This window comes from Geodermatophilus dictyosporus, from assembly GCF_900115505.1.
Classification (GTDB): Bacteria; Actinomycetota; Actinomycetes; order Mycobacteriales; family Geodermatophilaceae; genus Geodermatophilus; species Geodermatophilus dictyosporus.
On record NZ_FOWQ01000002.1, the window covers coordinates 456,655 to 472,848 of the forward strand.

At 75.5% G+C, this 16,194-nt stretch carries 15 protein-coding genes; 3 read left to right on the forward strand and 12 right to left on the reverse strand.

The window, feature by feature from the left end; translation table 11 throughout:
- Positions 1–18: 18 nt before the first annotated feature.
- From BMZ33_RS05700 to BMZ33_RS05725, 6 genes are all read right to left on the reverse strand, one after another.
- Complete coding sequence (locus BMZ33_RS05700) at positions 19–1,296, reverse strand: thymidine phosphorylase (protein ID WP_091108587.1); 1,278 nt, start codon at positions 1,294–1,296, stop codon at positions 19–21.
- Positions 1,293–1,700 carry a cytidine deaminase gene (locus tag BMZ33_RS05705; RefSeq protein WP_091108588.1) on the reverse strand — a complete coding sequence of 136 codons (408 nt, stop codon included), beginning with the start codon at positions 1,698–1,700 and terminating at the stop codon, positions 1,293–1,295. Before BMZ33_RS05705 ends, BMZ33_RS05700 begins: the two co-directional genes overlap by 4 nt.
- Positions 1,700–2,986, reverse strand: coding sequence for an ABC transporter permease (locus BMZ33_RS05710; protein WP_091108589.1), 1,287 nt, complete (start codon positions 2,984–2,986; stop codon positions 1,700–1,702). Before BMZ33_RS05710 ends, BMZ33_RS05705 begins: the two co-directional genes overlap by 1 nt.
- Positions 2,983–4,212, reverse strand: a complete 1,230-nt coding sequence (locus tag BMZ33_RS05715) for an ABC transporter permease (RefSeq protein ID WP_091108590.1) — start codon at positions 4,210–4,212, stop codon at positions 2,983–2,985. The genes BMZ33_RS05710 and BMZ33_RS05715 overlap by 4 nt, the downstream gene beginning before the upstream one ends.
- Positions 4,209–5,813 carry an ABC transporter ATP-binding protein gene (locus tag BMZ33_RS05720; protein WP_091108591.1) on the reverse strand — a complete coding sequence of 535 codons (1,605 nt, stop codon included), beginning with the start codon at positions 5,811–5,813 and terminating at the stop codon, positions 4,209–4,211. Before BMZ33_RS05720 ends, BMZ33_RS05715 begins: the two co-directional genes overlap by 4 nt.
- Before the next feature lie 259 nt (positions 5,814–6,072).
- Complete coding sequence (locus tag BMZ33_RS05725) at positions 6,073–7,131, reverse strand: BMP family lipoprotein (RefSeq protein ID WP_169063938.1); 1,059 nt, start codon at positions 7,129–7,131, stop codon at positions 6,073–6,075.
- 261 nt (positions 7,132–7,392) lie between these two features.
- Here BMZ33_RS05725 and BMZ33_RS05730 point away from each other — a divergent pair, with 261 nt between their 5' ends.
- Positions 7,393–8,679, forward strand: a complete 1,287-nt coding sequence (locus BMZ33_RS05730; protein WP_091108593.1) for a D-alanyl-D-alanine carboxypeptidase family protein — start codon at positions 7,393–7,395, stop codon at positions 8,677–8,679.
- Here the strand turns inward: BMZ33_RS05730 and BMZ33_RS05735 are convergent.
- The 4 genes from BMZ33_RS05735 to hisC are packed head-to-tail and all read right to left on the reverse strand — an operon-like array spanning position 8,576 to position 12,403.
- Positions 8,576–9,595, reverse strand: a complete 1,020-nt coding sequence (locus BMZ33_RS05735) for a YihY/virulence factor BrkB family protein (RefSeq protein ID WP_169063939.1) — start codon at positions 9,593–9,595, stop codon at positions 8,576–8,578. The genes BMZ33_RS05730 and BMZ33_RS05735 overlap by 104 nt on opposite strands.
- Before the next feature lie 56 nt (positions 9,596–9,651).
- Positions 9,652–10,224 carry a 2'-5' RNA ligase family protein gene (locus BMZ33_RS05740; protein ID WP_091108594.1) on the reverse strand — a complete coding sequence of 191 codons (573 nt, stop codon included), beginning with the start codon at positions 10,222–10,224 and terminating at the stop codon, positions 9,652–9,654.
- Positions 10,221–11,243, reverse strand: coding sequence for a tryptophan--tRNA ligase (trpS, locus tag BMZ33_RS05745; protein ID WP_091108595.1), 1,023 nt, complete (start codon positions 11,241–11,243; stop codon positions 10,221–10,223). Before trpS ends, BMZ33_RS05740 begins: the two co-directional genes overlap by 4 nt.
- Before the next feature lie 14 nt (positions 11,244–11,257).
- Entirely contained in the window at positions 11,258–12,403 is a 1,146-nt protein-coding gene (gene hisC / locus BMZ33_RS05750) for a histidinol-phosphate transaminase (RefSeq protein ID WP_169063941.1), read from the reverse strand.
- Between the two features lie 42 nt (positions 12,404–12,445).
- On the opposite strand from hisC, the gene galE reads away from it, so the two are divergent.
- Positions 12,446–13,402 (forward strand): UDP-glucose 4-epimerase GalE, encoded by a 957-nt coding sequence (gene galE, locus BMZ33_RS05755; protein ID WP_091108597.1) that lies wholly within the window; start codon positions 12,446–12,448, stop codon positions 13,400–13,402.
- A gap of 31 nt (positions 13,403–13,433) precedes the next feature.
- On the opposite strand, the gene BMZ33_RS05760 is transcribed toward galE, so the two are convergent.
- On the reverse strand, positions 13,434–14,750 hold the full coding sequence (locus BMZ33_RS05760) for a hemolysin family protein (protein ID WP_091108598.1): 1,317 nt from the start codon (positions 14,748–14,750) through the stop codon (positions 13,434–13,436).
- 160 nt (positions 14,751–14,910) lie between these two features.
- Entirely contained in the window at positions 14,911–15,729 is an 819-nt protein-coding gene (locus BMZ33_RS22565; protein ID WP_136697204.1) for a hypothetical protein, read from the reverse strand.
- On the opposite strand from BMZ33_RS22565, the gene BMZ33_RS05765 reads away from it, so the two are divergent.
- The gene (locus BMZ33_RS05765) at positions 15,713–16,066 is read left to right on the forward strand and encodes a CAP domain-containing protein (protein WP_091108894.1); all 354 of its coding nucleotides are present in this window, start codon (positions 15,713–15,715) and stop codon (positions 16,064–16,066) included. The two genes, BMZ33_RS22565 and BMZ33_RS05765, sit on opposite strands and share 17 nt — an antisense overlap.
- Positions 16,067–16,194 lie beyond the last annotated feature (128 nt).

A 16,194-nucleotide genomic window follows, 5' to 3' on the forward strand; every position in this document is an offset into this window, starting at 1 on the left:
GCCGACCGCCCCCCGGGGTCAGGCGGTGATGCGCTCCAGCACCAGGGGCAGCGGCTCGTCGGAGGTGTCGACGCCGATCGCGCCCTCCAGCGCCTCCAGCGCCCGCGGGATGCGGCTCGCGTCGTCGGTCTGCAGCTCCAGCAGCGGCTGGCCCGCGGTGACCCGCTCCCCCACGGTCGCCGTCCAGGTGGTGCCGGCCGCGGCCGACACCGGGTCCTCCTTGCGCGCCCGCCCGGCGCCGAGCCGCCAGGTGGCCACGCCGAGGGCATAGGCGTCCACCCGGGTCAGCGTGCCGGTGGCCGGGGCGGTCACCACGTGCCGCTCGGCCGGCTGCGGCAGCGGCGCGTCCGGGTCGCCGCCCTGCGCGGCGATCATCCGCCGCCACACGTCCATGGCCCGGCCGTCGCGCAGCGCGTCCGCCGGGTCGACGTCGTCGCGCCCGACACCGGCGAGCATCTCCCGGGCCAGCGCGAGGGTGAGCTCCACCAGGTCGGCCGGCCCGCCCCCGGCCAGCACCTCCACCGACTCGGCCACCTCGACGGCGTTGCCCGCCGCGCGGCCCAGCGGCCGGTCCATCGCCGTCACGAGGGCCACCGTGCGCACCCCGGCCGCCTCGCCGAGGCCGACCATCGTGCGGGCCAGCTCGCGGGAGGACGCCGGGTCCTTCATGAACGCGCCCGACCCCGTCTTGACGTCGAGCACCAGCGCGTCGGCGCCCTCGGCGATCTTCTTGCTCATGATCGAGCTGGCGATCAGCGGGATCGACTCGACGGTGCCGGTGACGTCGCGCAGCGCGTAGAGCTTCTTGTCCGCCGGCGCCAGGTCGTGCCCGGCCGCGCAGATCACCGCGCCCACCTCGCGCAGCTGCGCCAGGTAGGCCTCCTCGTGGACGTCGGCCCGCCAGCCGGGGATCGACTCGAGCTTGTCCAGCGTGCCGCCGGTGTGGCCCAGCCCGCGGCCGGACAGCTGCGGCACCGCCACGCCGCACGCGGCCACGAGCGGCGCCAGCGGCAGCGTCGTCTTGTCGCCCACCCCGCCGGTGGAGTGCTTGTCGGCGGTCGGGCGGCCCAGCGAGGAGAGGTCCTTGCGCTCCCCGGAGTCGATCATCGCCTGCGTCCAGGCGGCGAGCTCCCCGGGCGCCATGCCCCGGAAGAACACCGCCATGAGCAGCGCGCTGACCTGCTCGTCGGGCACCGCCCCGCGGGTGTGGGCGTCGACCACCCAGCGGATCTGCTCGGCGCTGAGCTGCCCGCCGTCGCGCTTGGTGCGGATGACGTCGATCGCGTCGAAGGTCACCGCCGGCCCTCCACCAGGTCGTCGGGGCCGAAGGCGTCGGGCAGCACCTCGCGCATCGGCACGATGCCGAGCGACACGGTCTCGATGAGCATGTCGGCACCGCCGTGCTCCCACAGCAGCTGCCGGCAGCGCCCGCAGGGCATCAGCGGCCGGCCCCCGCCGTCGACGCAGGCCACGGCGACCAGCCGGCCGCCGCCGCTGCGGACCAGGTCGCTCACCATCCCGCACTCGGCGCACAGGCCCAGCCCGTAGGAGGCGTTCTCCACGTTGCAGCCGGTCACCACCCGGCCGTCGTCCACCAGCCCGGCCACACCGACCGGGAAGCCGGAGTACGGGGCGTAGGCGTGCGTCATGGCCTCCCGGGCCGCCGCCCGCAGGGCGTCCCAGTCGGGGTCGGGGGCCACTAGTGCTCCCCTCGTCGGTAGACCAGCCCGTTGGCCTTGGGCATCCGCAGGCGCTGCGAGGCCAGGGACAGCACGAGCAGCGTGGTCAGGTGCGGCGTGAACGACACCAGGCCCGGCGGCAGCTCGTCGACGGTCAGGAAGCCGACCAGCGCCGCGGCCGCCACCACCGCGGCGATGCCCGCCGGCAGCAGCCTCCCCCGCCGCGCCTGCACCACCGCGACGGCGGCGAGCAGCAGTGCCACGAGCAGGAACAGCGCGACGACGGCGGAGCGGCTGCGCAGCTGCAGGGCGTCGGTGAAGCCGAACAGCGCCGCGCCCGCGGCCAGCCCGCCGGGCCGCCAGTTGCCGAAGATCAGCGCGGCCAGGCCGATGAAGCCGCGGCCGTTGACCTGCCCCTCGCGGTAGATGCCGGCGATGAAGACGAGGAACACCCCGCCCAGCCCGGCGAGGGCGCCGGAGGTCAGCACGGCGACGTACTTGAGCCGGTACACCGGGACGCCGAGCGAGTCGGCCGCCGCCGGGTTCTCACCGCACGAGCGCAGCCGCAGCCCGAACGCCGTCCGCCACAGCAGCAGGTAGGACGCCGGCACCAGCAGCACCGCGACGAGGGTGAGCAGGCCGACGCCGCTGGTCAGCCCGCGCAGCACGCCGGCGAGGTCGCTGACCAGGAACCAGTGCTGGCGCTCCAGCGAACCGAGCAGGTCGGGACCGGAGGACAGCACCGGGACCGAGAAGGTGGGCGGGTCCCCCTTCACCGGCGGGGACTGGGTGACGCCACCGCCGGCCGGGTTGTCGCTGTAGAGCAGCTCGGACAGGAAGCGCACCAGGCCGCCGGCGAGGATGTTGATCGCCACGCCGGACACCACGTGGTCGACGCCGAAGGTCACCGTGGCGACGGCGTGCAGCAGCCCGCCGATCGCGCCGAACACCAGCCCACCGACGACGGCGGCGCCCCAGCCCCACTGGTAGCCGGCGAACCCGGCGCCCCAGGTGCCCAGGATCATCATCCCGTCGAGGCCGATGTTCACCACGCCCGCGCGCTCGGCGAACAGGCCACCGAGGGCGGCCAGGCCGATCGGCACGGCCAGCAGCAGCGCCGCGGCGATGGTCGAGGAGCCGGTGAGCGCCTCCTGGCCGCTGACGACGCGCACGACCGAGACCAGCAGCAGGACGCCCAGCAGCAGCCAGGTCAGCCGGCGGGCGCGGCCGCCGCCGGTGAGCAGGTCGGTCAGCGGGCCGCGGCTGGGGCGGGTCCCGCTGCCGGGAGGGGTCGCGACGGCGCTCATGCCCCGGTCTCCTGCCGCTCGTCGGTGCGCTGTCCGGCACCCGTGGTCCGGCTGACGCCGGCGCCGGTGCCCTCGCCCGCCCCGCCGGCGGCCTGCCCGGGGCCGGTGCTGCCGTCACCGGCGACCGCGGCCGCGGGGCCGGAGCCGCGCTCGGCGGAGCGGCGGGCCACCCGGCGGGCGACCTCGTTGGCGACGACGACGGCGAGCACGATGGTGCCCTGGATGATCGTGACGACCGACGCCGGGAAGTCCTGGATCTGCAACGGCACCAGCGCCCGGTCGAGGAAGGCGAACAGCAGCGCGCCGAGCGCGATGCCGATCGGCTTGTTGCGGCCGAGCAGGGCCACGGCGATGCCCAGGAAGCCCAGCCCGGAGGTGAAGTCGGTGGTGTAGGCGTGCGTCGAGCCGAGCAGGTCGGGCATGCCGATCAGCCCGGCCACCGCGCCCGAGAGCAGCATCGTCTTGACCACCATGGCGCGGGAGTCGACGCCGCTGGCGCTGGCCGCCGAGGGCGACAGGCCCGCCGCCCGCAGGTCGAAGCCGAAGCGGGTGCGGTTGAGCAGCACCGCGATGACCGCGCCGACCACGAGCGCCACGACGAGGAAGCCGTACAGCTGCCGGGGCGGGTCGGCCAGGCCCAGGACGCCGAAGACGCCGTTGAGGCTGGGCACCCAGCCCGACTCGGGGATCTCGGCGGTGCTGATGATCGACGCGCCCTCGGGGCTGCCGCGCAGCGGCCCGGTGAGCAGGAACGACGCGATGCCCAGCGCGATGACGTTGAGCATGATCGAGCTGATGACCTCGCTGACGCCGCGGGTCACCTTCAGGACCGCGACGATGCCCGCCCAGATCGCCGCGACGGCCATCGCCACCACCACGATGAGCAGCACGTGCAGCGGGCCGGGCAGCGCGACGGCGGCGCCGACGCCGGCGGCCAGGACGGTCGCCAGCCGGTACTGACCCTCGACGCCGATGTTGAACAGCCCCATGCGGAAGGCGATCGCCACCGCGAGGCCGGCGAGGAACAGCGGGACCGCCCGGTTGAGGACCACCACGATCGCGGTGACCTGCTGGCTCGGGGTGTCGCCGAAGTCGACCATGACCGCGAAGACGCGGAACGGGTCCACCTGCAGCGCCGCCATCACCGCCGAGGAGATGACGACGGCGACGACGACGGCGAGGACGGGGGCGAACAGCGCCAGGCCGACCCGGCGGAGGACGCTCACGCCGCACCCGCCGCGGTCTGCGCGCCGGTCATGTGGCCGCCGAGCTGCTCGGGGGTGACCACCGAGGGGTCGAGGGTGGCCACCAGCCGGCCGCGCAGCATGACGTGCAGCGTGTCCGACAGGCCGATCAGCTCGTCGAGGTCGGCGGAGATCAGCAGGATGCCCATCCCCTCGGCCCGGGCCTCCTCCAGCAGCCGCCAGATGGCGCCCTGCGCGCCGACGTCGACCCCGCGGGTGGGGTGGGCGGCCAGCAGCAGCCGCGGCCTCGCGCTCATCTCCCGCCCGACGATCAGCTTCTGCTGGTTGCCGCCGGAGAGCGCGACGGCCAGCGTGTCCGGGCCGGGGGCGCGGACGTCGTAGTCGCGCATGATCCGCGCGGTGTCGGCCCGGGCGGCGCGGCGGTCGATGAACGGGCCCTTCACCGCGGGCGGGCGGGTCTGGTGGCCCAGGATCCGGTTCTCCCACAGCGGCGCGTCCAGCAGCATGCCCTGCCGGTGCCGGTCCTCGGGGATGAGGCCCAGGCCGGCCTCGCGGCGGGCCCGGGTGCTCCACGTGGTGATGTCGTCGTCGCCGAGGTGCACGGTGCCGGCGGCCAGCGGGCGCAGTCCCATGACGGCGTCGACGAGCTCGGCCTGGCCGTTGCCCTCGACGCCGGCGATGCCGACCACCTCGCCCTCGCGGACGGTCAGGCTCACCGCGTCGACCGGCGGGCGGCCGGTGGGCGCGCCGACGGTGACCTCGCGCAGCCGCAGCACCGGCGTCTCGCGGACCGTGGAGGTGCGGATCTCCGGCGAGGGCAGCTCCGCGCCGACCATCATCTCGGCGAGCTGCCGGGCGGTCGTCGTCCTCGGGTCGGCGGTGCCCACGGTGGTGCCGCGGCGGATGACGGTGATCGCGTCGGCCACCCGCCGCACCTCGTCGAGCTTGTGCGAGATGAAGATGACGGTGAGGCCCTCGCGCTTGAGCTCGGCGAGGTTGCCGAAGAGCTCGTCGACCTCCTGGGGCACGAGGACGGCGGTCGGCTCGTCGAGGATCAGCGTGCGCGCGTTGCGGTAGAGCACCTTGGCGATCTCGACCCGCTGCCGGTCGCCGACGCCGAGGTCCTCCACCAGGTCGTCGGGGCGCAGGCCCAGGCCGTAGCGCTCGGAGATCTCGGTGATGCGCCGGCGGGCGGTGGCCCGGTCGAGCCGGCCGCCCCGGGTGGGCTCGCTGCCCAGGACGACGTTCTCCAGGACCGTGAAGTTGTCGGCCAGCATGAAGTGCTGGTGCACCATGCCGATCCCGGCGGCGATCGCGTCGGCCGGGCTGCGGAAGGACACCTCGCGGCCGTCGAGCAGGATCTGGCCCTCGTCGGGCCGGTGCTCGCCGTAGAGCGTCTTCATCAGCGTCGACTTGCCGGCGCCGTTCTCGCCCACGATGGCGTGCACCTCACCGCGGCGGACGCGCAGCTCGATGTCGCGGTTGGCGACCACGCCGGGGAACCGCTTGGTGATGCCGCGCAGCTCGACGGCCAGGGGCGCCTCACCGCCGGCGCCACCTGCCCCGGTCCCGCCCGTGCTCAGGCCGGCCGGCGTGCCGCCCGAGGTGCCTGCTGTGGCCATGGTGGGCCCTTCCTGCGTCGCTTGCGGCCCGCGGGTGTGCGGGCTCGCGTCCACTCTGCTGCACCGGGGGCGTGGGATCGACCACGCCCCGGCGTGCACCGCCGCCGGACCGTCGCCGACCGGCACGGCTGCGCATCCTCCCCGACGGGTGCGACCGCCGGGGCACCCGCTCGTCACGACGGCGGGCCCGGGGGGGTGTGCTCCCCCGGGCCCGCCGTGTGGTGACCGCGCGATCGGCCGGCCGGGTGGCCGGCGGGCGTCACGGGGTGGTCGGGACCTCGATCTCGCCGTCGACGATCTGCTGGCGGTAGTCGTCGATCTGGTCCTGGATGTCGTCGATCTGCCCGCCCGAGGTGGACAGGCCGACGCCCTCGGCCTCCAGGTCGTAGACGATGTCGGAACCGCCCTCGACGCTGCCGTCGACGTAGGAGTCGATGAAGGCCGAGACCGCGTTGTCGACCCGCTTGAGCATCGAGGTCATGATCACGGCCTGCAGCGCCGGGTCGTCGACGGTCTGGAACTGGTCGGAGTCGACGCCGATGGCGCGCCCGCCGGCCGCCGCGGCGGCCTGGAAGACGCCGAGACCCGAGCCGCCCGCCGCGTGGTAGACGATGTCGGCGCCGGCCTCGTACATGCCCTGGGCGACCAGCAGGCCGCGGTCGGGGGCGTTGAAGCCGGTGAAGTCACCGGCCGGCGAGATGTACTGCCGGTCGATGGTGATCTGCGGGTTGACCGCCTGGGCGCCGGCCACGTACCCGGCCTCGAACTTCTGGATCAGCGGGCTCTCGACGCCGCCGACGAAGCCGACGTGGGCGGTCTCGGACTTCAGCGCGGCCGCGACGCCGGCGAGGAAGGAGCCCTGCTCCTCGGCGAACAGCAGGCCGGTGAGGTTGTCGGCGCCGACCTCGGCCGCCGAGGAGTCGATGATCGCGAAGGTGGTGTCGGGGTACTGCTCGACGACGTCGCCGATGACCTCGCCGTAGGCGAAGCCGACCGCGATGATCGGGTCGTAGCCCTCGTCGGCCAGCTGGGTCAGCAGGTCGGCGCGGTTGGAGGCGTCGGCGTTGGGGCTGAGGTCCTGGAACTCGCCACCGTGCTCCTCACGGGCGGCCTCGAGCCCGGCGACGGCGGCGTCGTTGAACGAGCGGTCGCCGCGGCCGCCGGTGTCGAAGGCCAGGCCGATCCGCAGCTCGTCGCTGCCGCCCTCCGAGCCGCCACCGCCGCCGCCGCTGCCGGCCTCGTCGCTGGCACAGGCGCTCAGGGCGGTGCTGGCGGCCAGCACCAGCGCCGCGACCTTCATCTTCCGCGCTCGGCGCAAGACGCTCTCCTCTCTGCGGGGAGCTCCCCCGGTTCGGTGGGGGGCTCCCGTCGGGTCCGATGGCGCCGCGTCCGGGAACGGTCCGGCTCGCACCGGGCGCGCGAGGCGGCGACTCGGGCACGCTAACCGCGGGTGGCGCCGCCGCCCTCATCCCGGAGGCGGACCGAGACGCGATCGTTGCGAACGTCCACCCGGTCGTGGCGCGCGCCACGCGGCCCGGTCCCGCGACCGGGCCGCGCCGCCGCGACTAGCGTCCGGCCCGTGCGGCGAGGACCCGGGACGCGACTGTCGGTCCTGCTCGCCGTGCTGCTGGTGCTGCTGCTCGCCTCCCCCGCGTCGGCCGCCCCGGGGACGGCGGCGCCGCGCCCGACGGCCGACCCCGCCGCCCCCACGCCCACCGCGCCACCGCCGGGCGGCCCACCGCAGGGCTCGGGTCCCGGCGGCGTCACCGTGGGCGGCGAGCGCCTGGGCACGCGCGGCACCGTGGTGGTCGACGGCGCTCCCCCGCTGCCCGACGGGCTGGCCGCGGCCGGCTGGCTGGTCGCCGACGCCCACAGCGGCGACGTCCTCGCCGCGCGCGACCCGCACGGCCGCTACTACCCGGCCAGCACGCTCAAGACGCTGACGCTGCTCACCCTCGCCCACCGGCTCGACCCCGCCGCCGTCGTGGAGGGCACCGTCGAGGACGAGGCGGTGGAGGGCAGCCGCGTCGGCATGGTCGCCGGGGGCCGCTACCCGGTGTCGCTGCTCCTCGAGGCGATGGTGCTGCAGTCGGGCAACGACGCCGCCAACGCGCTGGCCCGGGCCTACGGCGGGACCGAGGCCACGGTGCAGGCGATGAACGCGACCGCGCTGGAGCTGGGGGCCTTCGACACCGTGGCCGGGACGCCGTCCGGGCTCGACGTCGCCGGCCAGTCCTCCTCCCCCTACGACCTGGCGCTGTTCTTCCGCGAGCTGGTCGCCGACCCGGTCACGGCCGCGGTCCTCACCACGCCGCTCGCGCAGGTGCCCGGGGTGGAGGGGCGCTCGCCGGGCTTCCAGATCCAGAACGAGAACCCGCTGGCCGGCTACCCGGGCGGGCTGGGCGGCAAGACCGGGTTCACCGACGCCGCCCGGCACACCTTCGTCACCGCGGCCGAGCGCGACGGGCGGCGGCTGGTGGCCAGCGTGATGGGCACCGAGAACCGGCCGCTGCGCGCCGCCGACCAGGCCGCCCTGCTGCTCGACTGGGGCTTCGGCGTCCCGCCGTCGCTCGGCGGCGTCGGCACGCTGGTGCGCTCGGCGGCCGACGTCCCGGCGCCGGCGCCCGCGGCCGCCCCGACGCCGTCCCCGGTCGCCCCCGCCGGGGTGGCCGCCGGCCCGGCGGCGACGGACGGCGACGGCCCGCGCGGGCTCTGGGCCGCCGTCCTCGGGACGGCGGCGGTCGCGGTGGTCGCCGCGACGCTCACCGGACGACGGCGGGCGGTGCGGCGGCCGGCACCGGCTCCTCGCGGACGACGGGCGCCGCCGCCGACAGGGACGGCAGGGTCGCGGTCCAGGCGGCGGTGAAGAACGCGAAGCGGACCACCACGTTGATCCACACCAGCGTGCCGACCGCACCGCCGAAGGCCGACGAGGTCACGTTGCCCGAGATCAGCGACAGGTAGAGGCTGCCGAGCAGCTTCATCACCTCGAAGCCGGCGGCCCCGAACAGCGCGCCGGGCAGCAGCAGCCGCAGCGGGTGGGAGGTCGAGGGCACCACCCGCAGCAGCCACAGGAACACCACGACGTCGCCGGCGAAGGCCAGCGCCAGCCCGAGCGCGCCGGTGAGGACGGCCAGGCCGGGAGCACCCTGGACGCCGAGCTGCTCGAGCACCCAGGAGGCGGCCTGCGTGGCGAAGCCGGTCAGCCCGATGCTGGCCAGGCCCGCGGCGCCCAGGGCGACCAGCGCGACGAGGTCGGCCAGGTTGTCCCGCCAGAACTCCGGCTCGTCGGCCTCGCCCTTCCAGATCCGCTCCATGCCGATGCGCAGCTTGTCCATGGCGCGCAGGCCGGCGTAGAGGAAGCCGGCCGCGCCGAGCAGCGTGGTGATCCCGGCCGCGCCCACCGCCGAGCGCAGCTCGCTGACGATCTGCCGGCCGGTGGCGCCGGGGAACGCCTCGCGGACGGCGGTGAACAGCTCCCGCTGCAGCAGCGCGTCCCCGGAGAGCACCAGCGCGATCACCGAGGCGACCAGCAGCAGCACCGGGAACAGCCCCAGGAACACGAAGTAGGTGACGCCGGCGGCCATCAGGTCGCCCTGCGTGCGGGTGTAGCGGCCCCCGGCGCGGGCGAGGTGGTCCAGCCACGGCCGCCGGCGGCGCTGCCCCTCGACGACGGCGGTGAACCGGTCGCCCAGGCCGGCGACCCGCTCCCACGGCCGGCGCAGCGCGCCCCCGCGGGGTGCCGCGTCCGGCCCCGACCGGTCGTCGCTGGGGGCACCCACCCAGCCGAGTCTCCCCGTCCCGGGGTGCCCGCGCGCGACGGCCGTGCGGCTGTCCCTCAGCGGAACGGCGGGCCGGTGAGGGGGTACTCGCGGGCCACGGCCCAAGTGCCGGCCGGGGTCTGCTCGAACTCGGTGAACGAGGTGACCGGGAACTCGGCGGACAGGTCCGACAGGCCGGTGTAGGCCAGCTCGAGCATGTCCTCCGGGACGTCGTGGGCCACGGTGACGTGCGGGTGGTACGGGAAGGACAGCACGCGGGCCAGCGGGCCGGAGCGGACGTCGGAGGCGAGCAGCTCGCAGTTGCCGATGCCCTTGGCGACGGTGACGAAGACGACGTCGGAGACCGGGGTGAAGGTGCCGGTGCCCGACAGGTGCATCTCGAAGGGCGGGTGGCCGGCGGCGACGCGGGCGAGGTGCTCGGTGATCGCCGGCCGGTCGGCGGAGGGCACCTCGGTGGGTGGCAGCAGGGTGACGTGCGGCGGGACCAGGGTGGCCTGCGGGTCGCCCACCTTCGACCGCCAGTCGACGAGCACCTGCGCCCACGGCTCGGGGACGGGCACCAGCACCCCGACGACGGACGTCTGCGGCGGCGCCGTCCGGCTGCGTCCGACGAAGGTGTCGTCGTTCACGCGTCCGCTCCCGCCGCAGGCAGGAAACCGACCCGGTCGTACACCTCGCGCACCGTGCGACCGGCCACCTCGCGCGCCCGCTCGGCGCCGCGGGCGAGCACCCGCTGCAGCTCGGCGCGGTCGTCGAGCAGCTCCTGGGTGCGCTCGCGGACCGGGGTGAGGAAGTCGGTGACGACCTCGGCGAGCTCCTTCTTCAGGTCGCCGTAACCGCGCCCGGCGAAGTGCTCCTCGAGCTCGGGCACCGACCGGCCCGACAGCGCGCTGTGGATGGTCAGCAGGTTGGTGACGCCGGGCTTGCCCACCGGGTCGGCCACCACCTCACGACCGGTGTCGGTGACCGCCGAGCGGATCTTCTTCGCCGTCACCTTCGGGTCGTCGAGCAGGAACACGCAGCCGGCCGGCGGCAGGCTCTTGCTCATCTTCTTCTCCGGCGCCTGCAGGTCGAGCACCTTCGCCGCGCCCTCGGGGATGCGGGCGGCGGGCAGGGTGAAGGTGTCGCCGAAGCGGCCGTTGAAGCGGGTGGCGATGTCGCGGGTCAGTTCGAGGTGCTGGCGCTGGTCCTCGCCCACGGGGACCTCGTCGGCGCGGTAGACGAGGATGTCGGCGGCCTGCAGCACCGGGTAGGTGAACAGCCCGACCGAGGAGCCCGCCGTCCCCTCCCGCTGGCTCTTGTCCTTGAACTGCGTCATCCGGCTGGCCTCGCCGAAGCGGGCCACGCACTCCAGCACCCACGACAGCCGCACGTGCTCGGGGACGTGGCTCTGCACGAACAGCGTGCTGCGCTCCGGGTCGACGCCGAGAGCCAGCAGCTGGGCGGCCGCGGTCAGGGTGTTGCGGCGCAGCTCCTCGGGGTCCCAGTCCATGGTGATCGCGTGCAGGTCGACCACGCAGTAGAAGGCCTCGGCGGTCTCCTGCAGCGCGACCCACTGCCGCAGCGCACCCAGGTAGTTGCCGAGGTGGAACGAGCCCGCCGTCGGCTGGATGCCGGAGAGCACACGGGGAAGAGGCACGTCGGCCATCAAACCAGCGCGGCTCAGGTGACCGGCGTGCCGGTGTGCACGTCGTCGAGGGCCGTGTCGAGGGCGGCGTCGAGGGCGGCGTCGAGGGCGGCGAGGAACACGTCGTCCTCCTCCGGGGTGCCGACCGTCACCCGGATCCCCTCGCCGGCGAACGGGCGGGTGATCACCCCGCGCGCCTCCAGGGCCGCGGCGGTGGGCGCGCTGGCCTCGCCCAGCGGCAGCCACACGAAGTTGGCCTGGCTGTCGGGCACCTGGAGGCCCCGCTCGCGCAGCGCGGCGGTGAGCCGGTCGCGCTCGCCGACGACGGCGGCGACCCGGCGAGCGACCTCGTCGGCGCTGCCGAGCGCGGCGACGGCGGCGGCCTGCGCGAGGCTCGAGACGCTGAAGGGCACGTGCGTGCGGCGGACGGCGTCGGCGACGGCGGGGTCCTCGGCCACCAGGTAGCCCACGCGCAGCCCGGCCAGCCCCCAGGCCTTGGAGAAGGTGCGCAGCACCGCGACGTTGGGCCGGCCACGCATCAGCTCGAGGCCGTCGGGGACGTCGGGGTCGGTGACGAACTCGCGGTAGGCCTCGTCGAGCACGACCAGCGCCGTCGGGGGCACCCGGTCGAGGAAGCGCTCCAGGCCGGCCCGCCGCACCGCCGTCCCGGTGGGGTTGTTCGGGTTGCAGACGAAGACCACCCGGGTGGTCTCGTCGACGACCGCGGCGAGCGCGTCGAGGTCGTGGGTGTCGGGCGCGCCGCCGGGCGTGGAGGGCACCAGCGGCACCTGGGTGCTGCGCGCACCGGCGACCTGGGCCAGCAGCGGGTACATCTCGAACGACCGCCAGGCGAAGGCCAGCCCGGTGCCGGGGTCGTTGAACGACTGGGCCAGCTGCTGGCACAGCATGACCGCGCCGCACCCGGGCACCACCTGCTCGCGCGCGACGCCGTAGCGCTCGGCCAGTGCGGCGGTGAGCACCGCGGCGCCGTTGTCGGGGTAGCGGTGGGTCTCCCCCGCCGTCGCCGCCAGCGCCTGCACGACGGCCGGCAGGGGCGGGAACGGCACCTCGTTGCTGGCGAGCTTCACGGCGTGGTCGACGCCGAGCTCGCGGGCCAGGTCGGCCGGGTTGCGCCCCGGCTTGTAGGCCGGCAGTGCCTGCACCGCCGGACGTGCGCTCACCACGGACGGGTCCTCCCGCGCGACAACTCATAAGGTGGCCCCGTGCGCGTACTCGTCGCCGGTGGGGCCGGCTACATCGGCAGCGTAGTCACCGCCGTCCTCCTGGAGGGCGGCCACGAGGTCACGGTGCTCGACGACCTCTCGACCGGGCACGCCGACGCGGTGCCCGACGGCGCCCTGCTGGTGCAGGCGCGCTTGCAGGAGTCGGGCCCGGTGCTGGCCGACGTCCGGCCCGAGGCGGTGCTGCACTTCGCCGCGAAGAGCCTGGTCGGCCAGTCGCAGGTGGAACCGGAGCTGTACTGGGAGCACAACGTCGGCGGCTCGCTGGCGCTGCTGGAGGCGATGCGGGCCGTCGACTGCCGGCGGATCGTCTTCTCCTCCACCGCCGCCACCTACGGCGAGCCCGAGCAGGTGCCGATCCGCGAGGACGCGCCGACCCGGCCCACCAACACCTACGGCGCCACCAAGCTCGCCGTCGACGCGATGCTGACCTCGTACGCGGCCGCCCACGACTTCGCCGCGGTCAGCCTGCGCTACTTCAACGTGGCCGGCGCCGCCCACGGCCTGGGCGAGCGGCACACCACCGAGACCCACCTCATCCCGATCGCGCTGCAGGTCGCGGCGGGCCGGCGCGAGTCGATCACCGTCTACGGCGAGGACTACCCGACCCCCGACGGCACCTGCATCCGCGACTACATCCACGTCTCCGACCTCGCCGACGCCCACCTGCTGGCGCTGACCGCGCCGGAGCCGGGCGAGCACCGGGTCTACAACCTGGGCAACGGCACCGGGTTCTCCGTGCAGCAGGTGGTCGACGCCGTCCGCGAGGTGACCGGGCACCCGGTGCCGGTCGAGGTCGGCCCGCGGCGGGCCGGCGACCCGGCGCAGCTGGTGGCCTCCAGCGACCGGATCCGGGCCGATCTCGGCTGGTCGCCGCGGCACACCGACCTGACCGGCATCGTGCGGGACGCCTGGGAGGTCGCCCGGCAGCGCGCGTGAGGCGCCGCCGCCGCCGCGCGCGGCGGGCGTCTCAGCCCTCGGGGTCGGCGACGGCGGGCTCGGGGTCGGCGGCGCGGGTGACCGCGAGCCGGGCGATCCGCCGTCCGTCGAGCTCGAGGACGGTCAGCGTGCGCCCCTCGGCCTCCACCGCGTCGCCCACCTCGGGCAGCCGGCCGAGCTCGGCGAGGACGTAGCCGGCGACGGTCTCGTAGGGCCCCTCGGGCAGCCGCAGGCCGGTGGCCTCGGCGAAGTCGTCGAGGTTGAGCAGCCCGTCGACCTCCTGCGGCCCGCCGGGCACCTCGCCGTCCTCCGCGGCGACCTCCGCGTCGTACTCGTCGTAGATCTCCCCGATGACCTCCTCGATGAGGTCCTCGAGGGTGACGATGCCGTCGGTGCCGCCGTACTCGTCGACGACGATCGCGAGGTGCTGGTTCTCCCGGCGCATCTCCGACAGGGCGGTCAGCACGCCGGCGGTCCCGGGCAGCCGCTTGACCTCGCGGGCGAGGTCGCCGACGGTCGCCGCCCGGCCGGCCGGGTGGGTCGGCAGCAGCAGGTCGCGCACGTGCACGAACCCGACGACGTCGTCCTGGTCGCGGCCGGCCACCGGGTAGCGCGACCAGCTGGAGTCGGCGACCTGGCGGGCGGCGCGGCTGACCGTGGTCGAGGCCTCCAGGAACTCCACCTCGGTGCGCGGGGTCATCACCTCGCGCACCTCGCGGTCGCCGGCGCGGAACACCTCGTCGATGAGCCGGCGCTCGTCACTGCTCAGCGACTCGTGCGCGGCGACCAGGTCGCGCAGCTCCTCCTGGCTGATCGCCTCGCCGCTGGCCCTGGGGTCGCCGCCGAGCAGGCGGACCAGCACGTCCGTCGACGCCGACAGCAGCCAGATCACCGGGCGGGAGAGCCGGGCGATGGTGTTCAGCGGCCGGGCGACGACCAGCGAGAAGCCCTCGGCGCGCTGCAGCGCCAGCCGCTTGGGCGTCAGCTCGCCGACGACGAGCGACAGGTAGCTGATCGCGACGGTCACCAGGACGAGGGCCAGCGTGCCGGCGAGGCCCTCCTGCACGCCGCGCTGCACCAGCCAGTCGGCGAACGGCCGGGACAGGGTGCTGGCACCGAAGGCCGCGGAGAAGAACCCGGCCAGCGTCACCCCCACCTGGACCGCGGACAGGAAGCGGTTGGGGTCGCTGAGCAGGCGCTGCACGGCGCGGCCGCGGCGGCCGCGCTCGGCCAGCGTCCGGACCTGCGACTCCCGCAGCGAGACCAGCGCGATCTCCGCGCCGGCGAAGAAGCCGCCGACCAGGACGAAGACGACGACCATGACGGTGTTGAGCCAGACGTCGCTCACCGGCGGCGCGCTCCTCCATGCTCGGCGGACGGCGCCTCGGACCGACGCCGGGGTCCATGCTGCCGGGGACGGTCCGCCCTGCCCACACCGGCGTCCGCGACGGGGCTCCTGGGAGACGACCCTGGCGATCACGGTTCGGCTACGGCTAGTCTCCACGGAGTCACAGAAGGTGATTTGTCGACATACGTGAGGTCTTCCCCCTCGTGCGCCACCGCCCCTCCGCCCCGCCGCCGTCCGCTCGCCACGCCGCCCGCCCGGGCCGCCCGGCCCCGCTGCCGCGTCCCCGCCACCGAGGCCTCTGGCGGGTCCTGCTCGTCGTCCTGGTCGTCGCCGGGGTCGTCCTGGTCGTCCCGCTGCTGGCCGCCGGCCGGGGCGGGCTGACCGCGACCGAGTCCGCGGCGACCTCGGCCGGGGTCCCCACCGCGGACGAGCCGCTCACCGGCGTGGTGGAGCTGGGCGTCGACGGGGAGACCACCGCGCCGGAGACCACCGCGCCGGAGACCACGCCGGGATCAGCACCCGGGTCGGGTCCCGCCGGGTCCTCGTCGGCCGCCTCCTCCGCGGGGTCGCCGTCCGCGGGGTCGCCGTCCACGGGGTCGTCGGCCGGCTCGTCCGCTGCCGGTGCGCCGTCCGTGCCGGGGACGACGGGCGGCGCGACGGCGTCCGGCGGCACCTCGTCCGGCGGCACCTCGTCCGGCCCGGCGACGACCGGCTCCTCGCCGGCCCCGGGCTCCACGACCGGTGCCGCGGGATCGGCCTCCTCGTCCGGCGGCTCGCCGTCCGGCGGCTCGTCGTCCGGCGGGTCGTCGGCGGCCGGGTCGTCGTCGGCCGGGTCGTCGTCGGCCGGGTCGTCGTCGGCCGGGGGCTCCGGCACGGCACCGGGCACGTCGGGCTCGCCGTCGGCGTCGGGCGGGCCGGTGGCGCAGGCCGCCGTCCCGGCGGGGTCCTCCGCGGAGGGTGCGGTGCTGGCGCTGGTCAACCAGGAGCGCGCCGCCGCCGGCTGCGGGCCCGTGGCCGCGGACGCCGCGCTGGCCGCCGTCGCCCGGGCGCACAGCGCGGACATGCGCGACCGCGGCTACTTCTCGCACGACACCCCGGAGGGGCTCGACCCCTTCGACCGGGCCCGGGCCGCCGGGGTGACCTACGCGCGGGCGGAGAACATCGCTGCCGGGCAGCGCGACGCCGCAGCGGTCATGGCGTCGTGGATGGACAGCCCCGGGCACCGGACCAACATCCTGAACTGCTCGCTGACGAAGCTCGGCGTGGGCGTGGCCGAGGGCTCCGGCGGCCCCTGGTGGACCCAGCTCTTCGGCTGAGCGACGAACACGCGCAGGACGCCCTGTCGCCGACGCCCAGGGGCGCTCAGCCTGCGTTCGCTGCCGCGGACCCGCGGGCGCGCGGAGTGGACGCACGCGGGCGACGAGCTCCGCGGGGCGCCGCAGGT

Coding starts and splice junctions, on each gene's coding strand:
- BMZ33_RS05710 (WP_091108589.1), bottom strand. CDS start 2,986: ATGAGCGCCGTCGCGACCCCTCCCGGCAGCGGGACCCGCCCCAGCCGC.
- trpS (WP_091108595.1), bottom strand. CDS start 11,243: ATGGCCGACGTGCCTCTTCCCCGTGTGCTCTCCGGCATCCAGCCGACG.
- BMZ33_RS05720 (WP_091108591.1), bottom strand. CDS start 5,813: ATGGCCACAGCAGGCACCTCGGGCGGCACGCCGGCCGGCCTGAGCACG.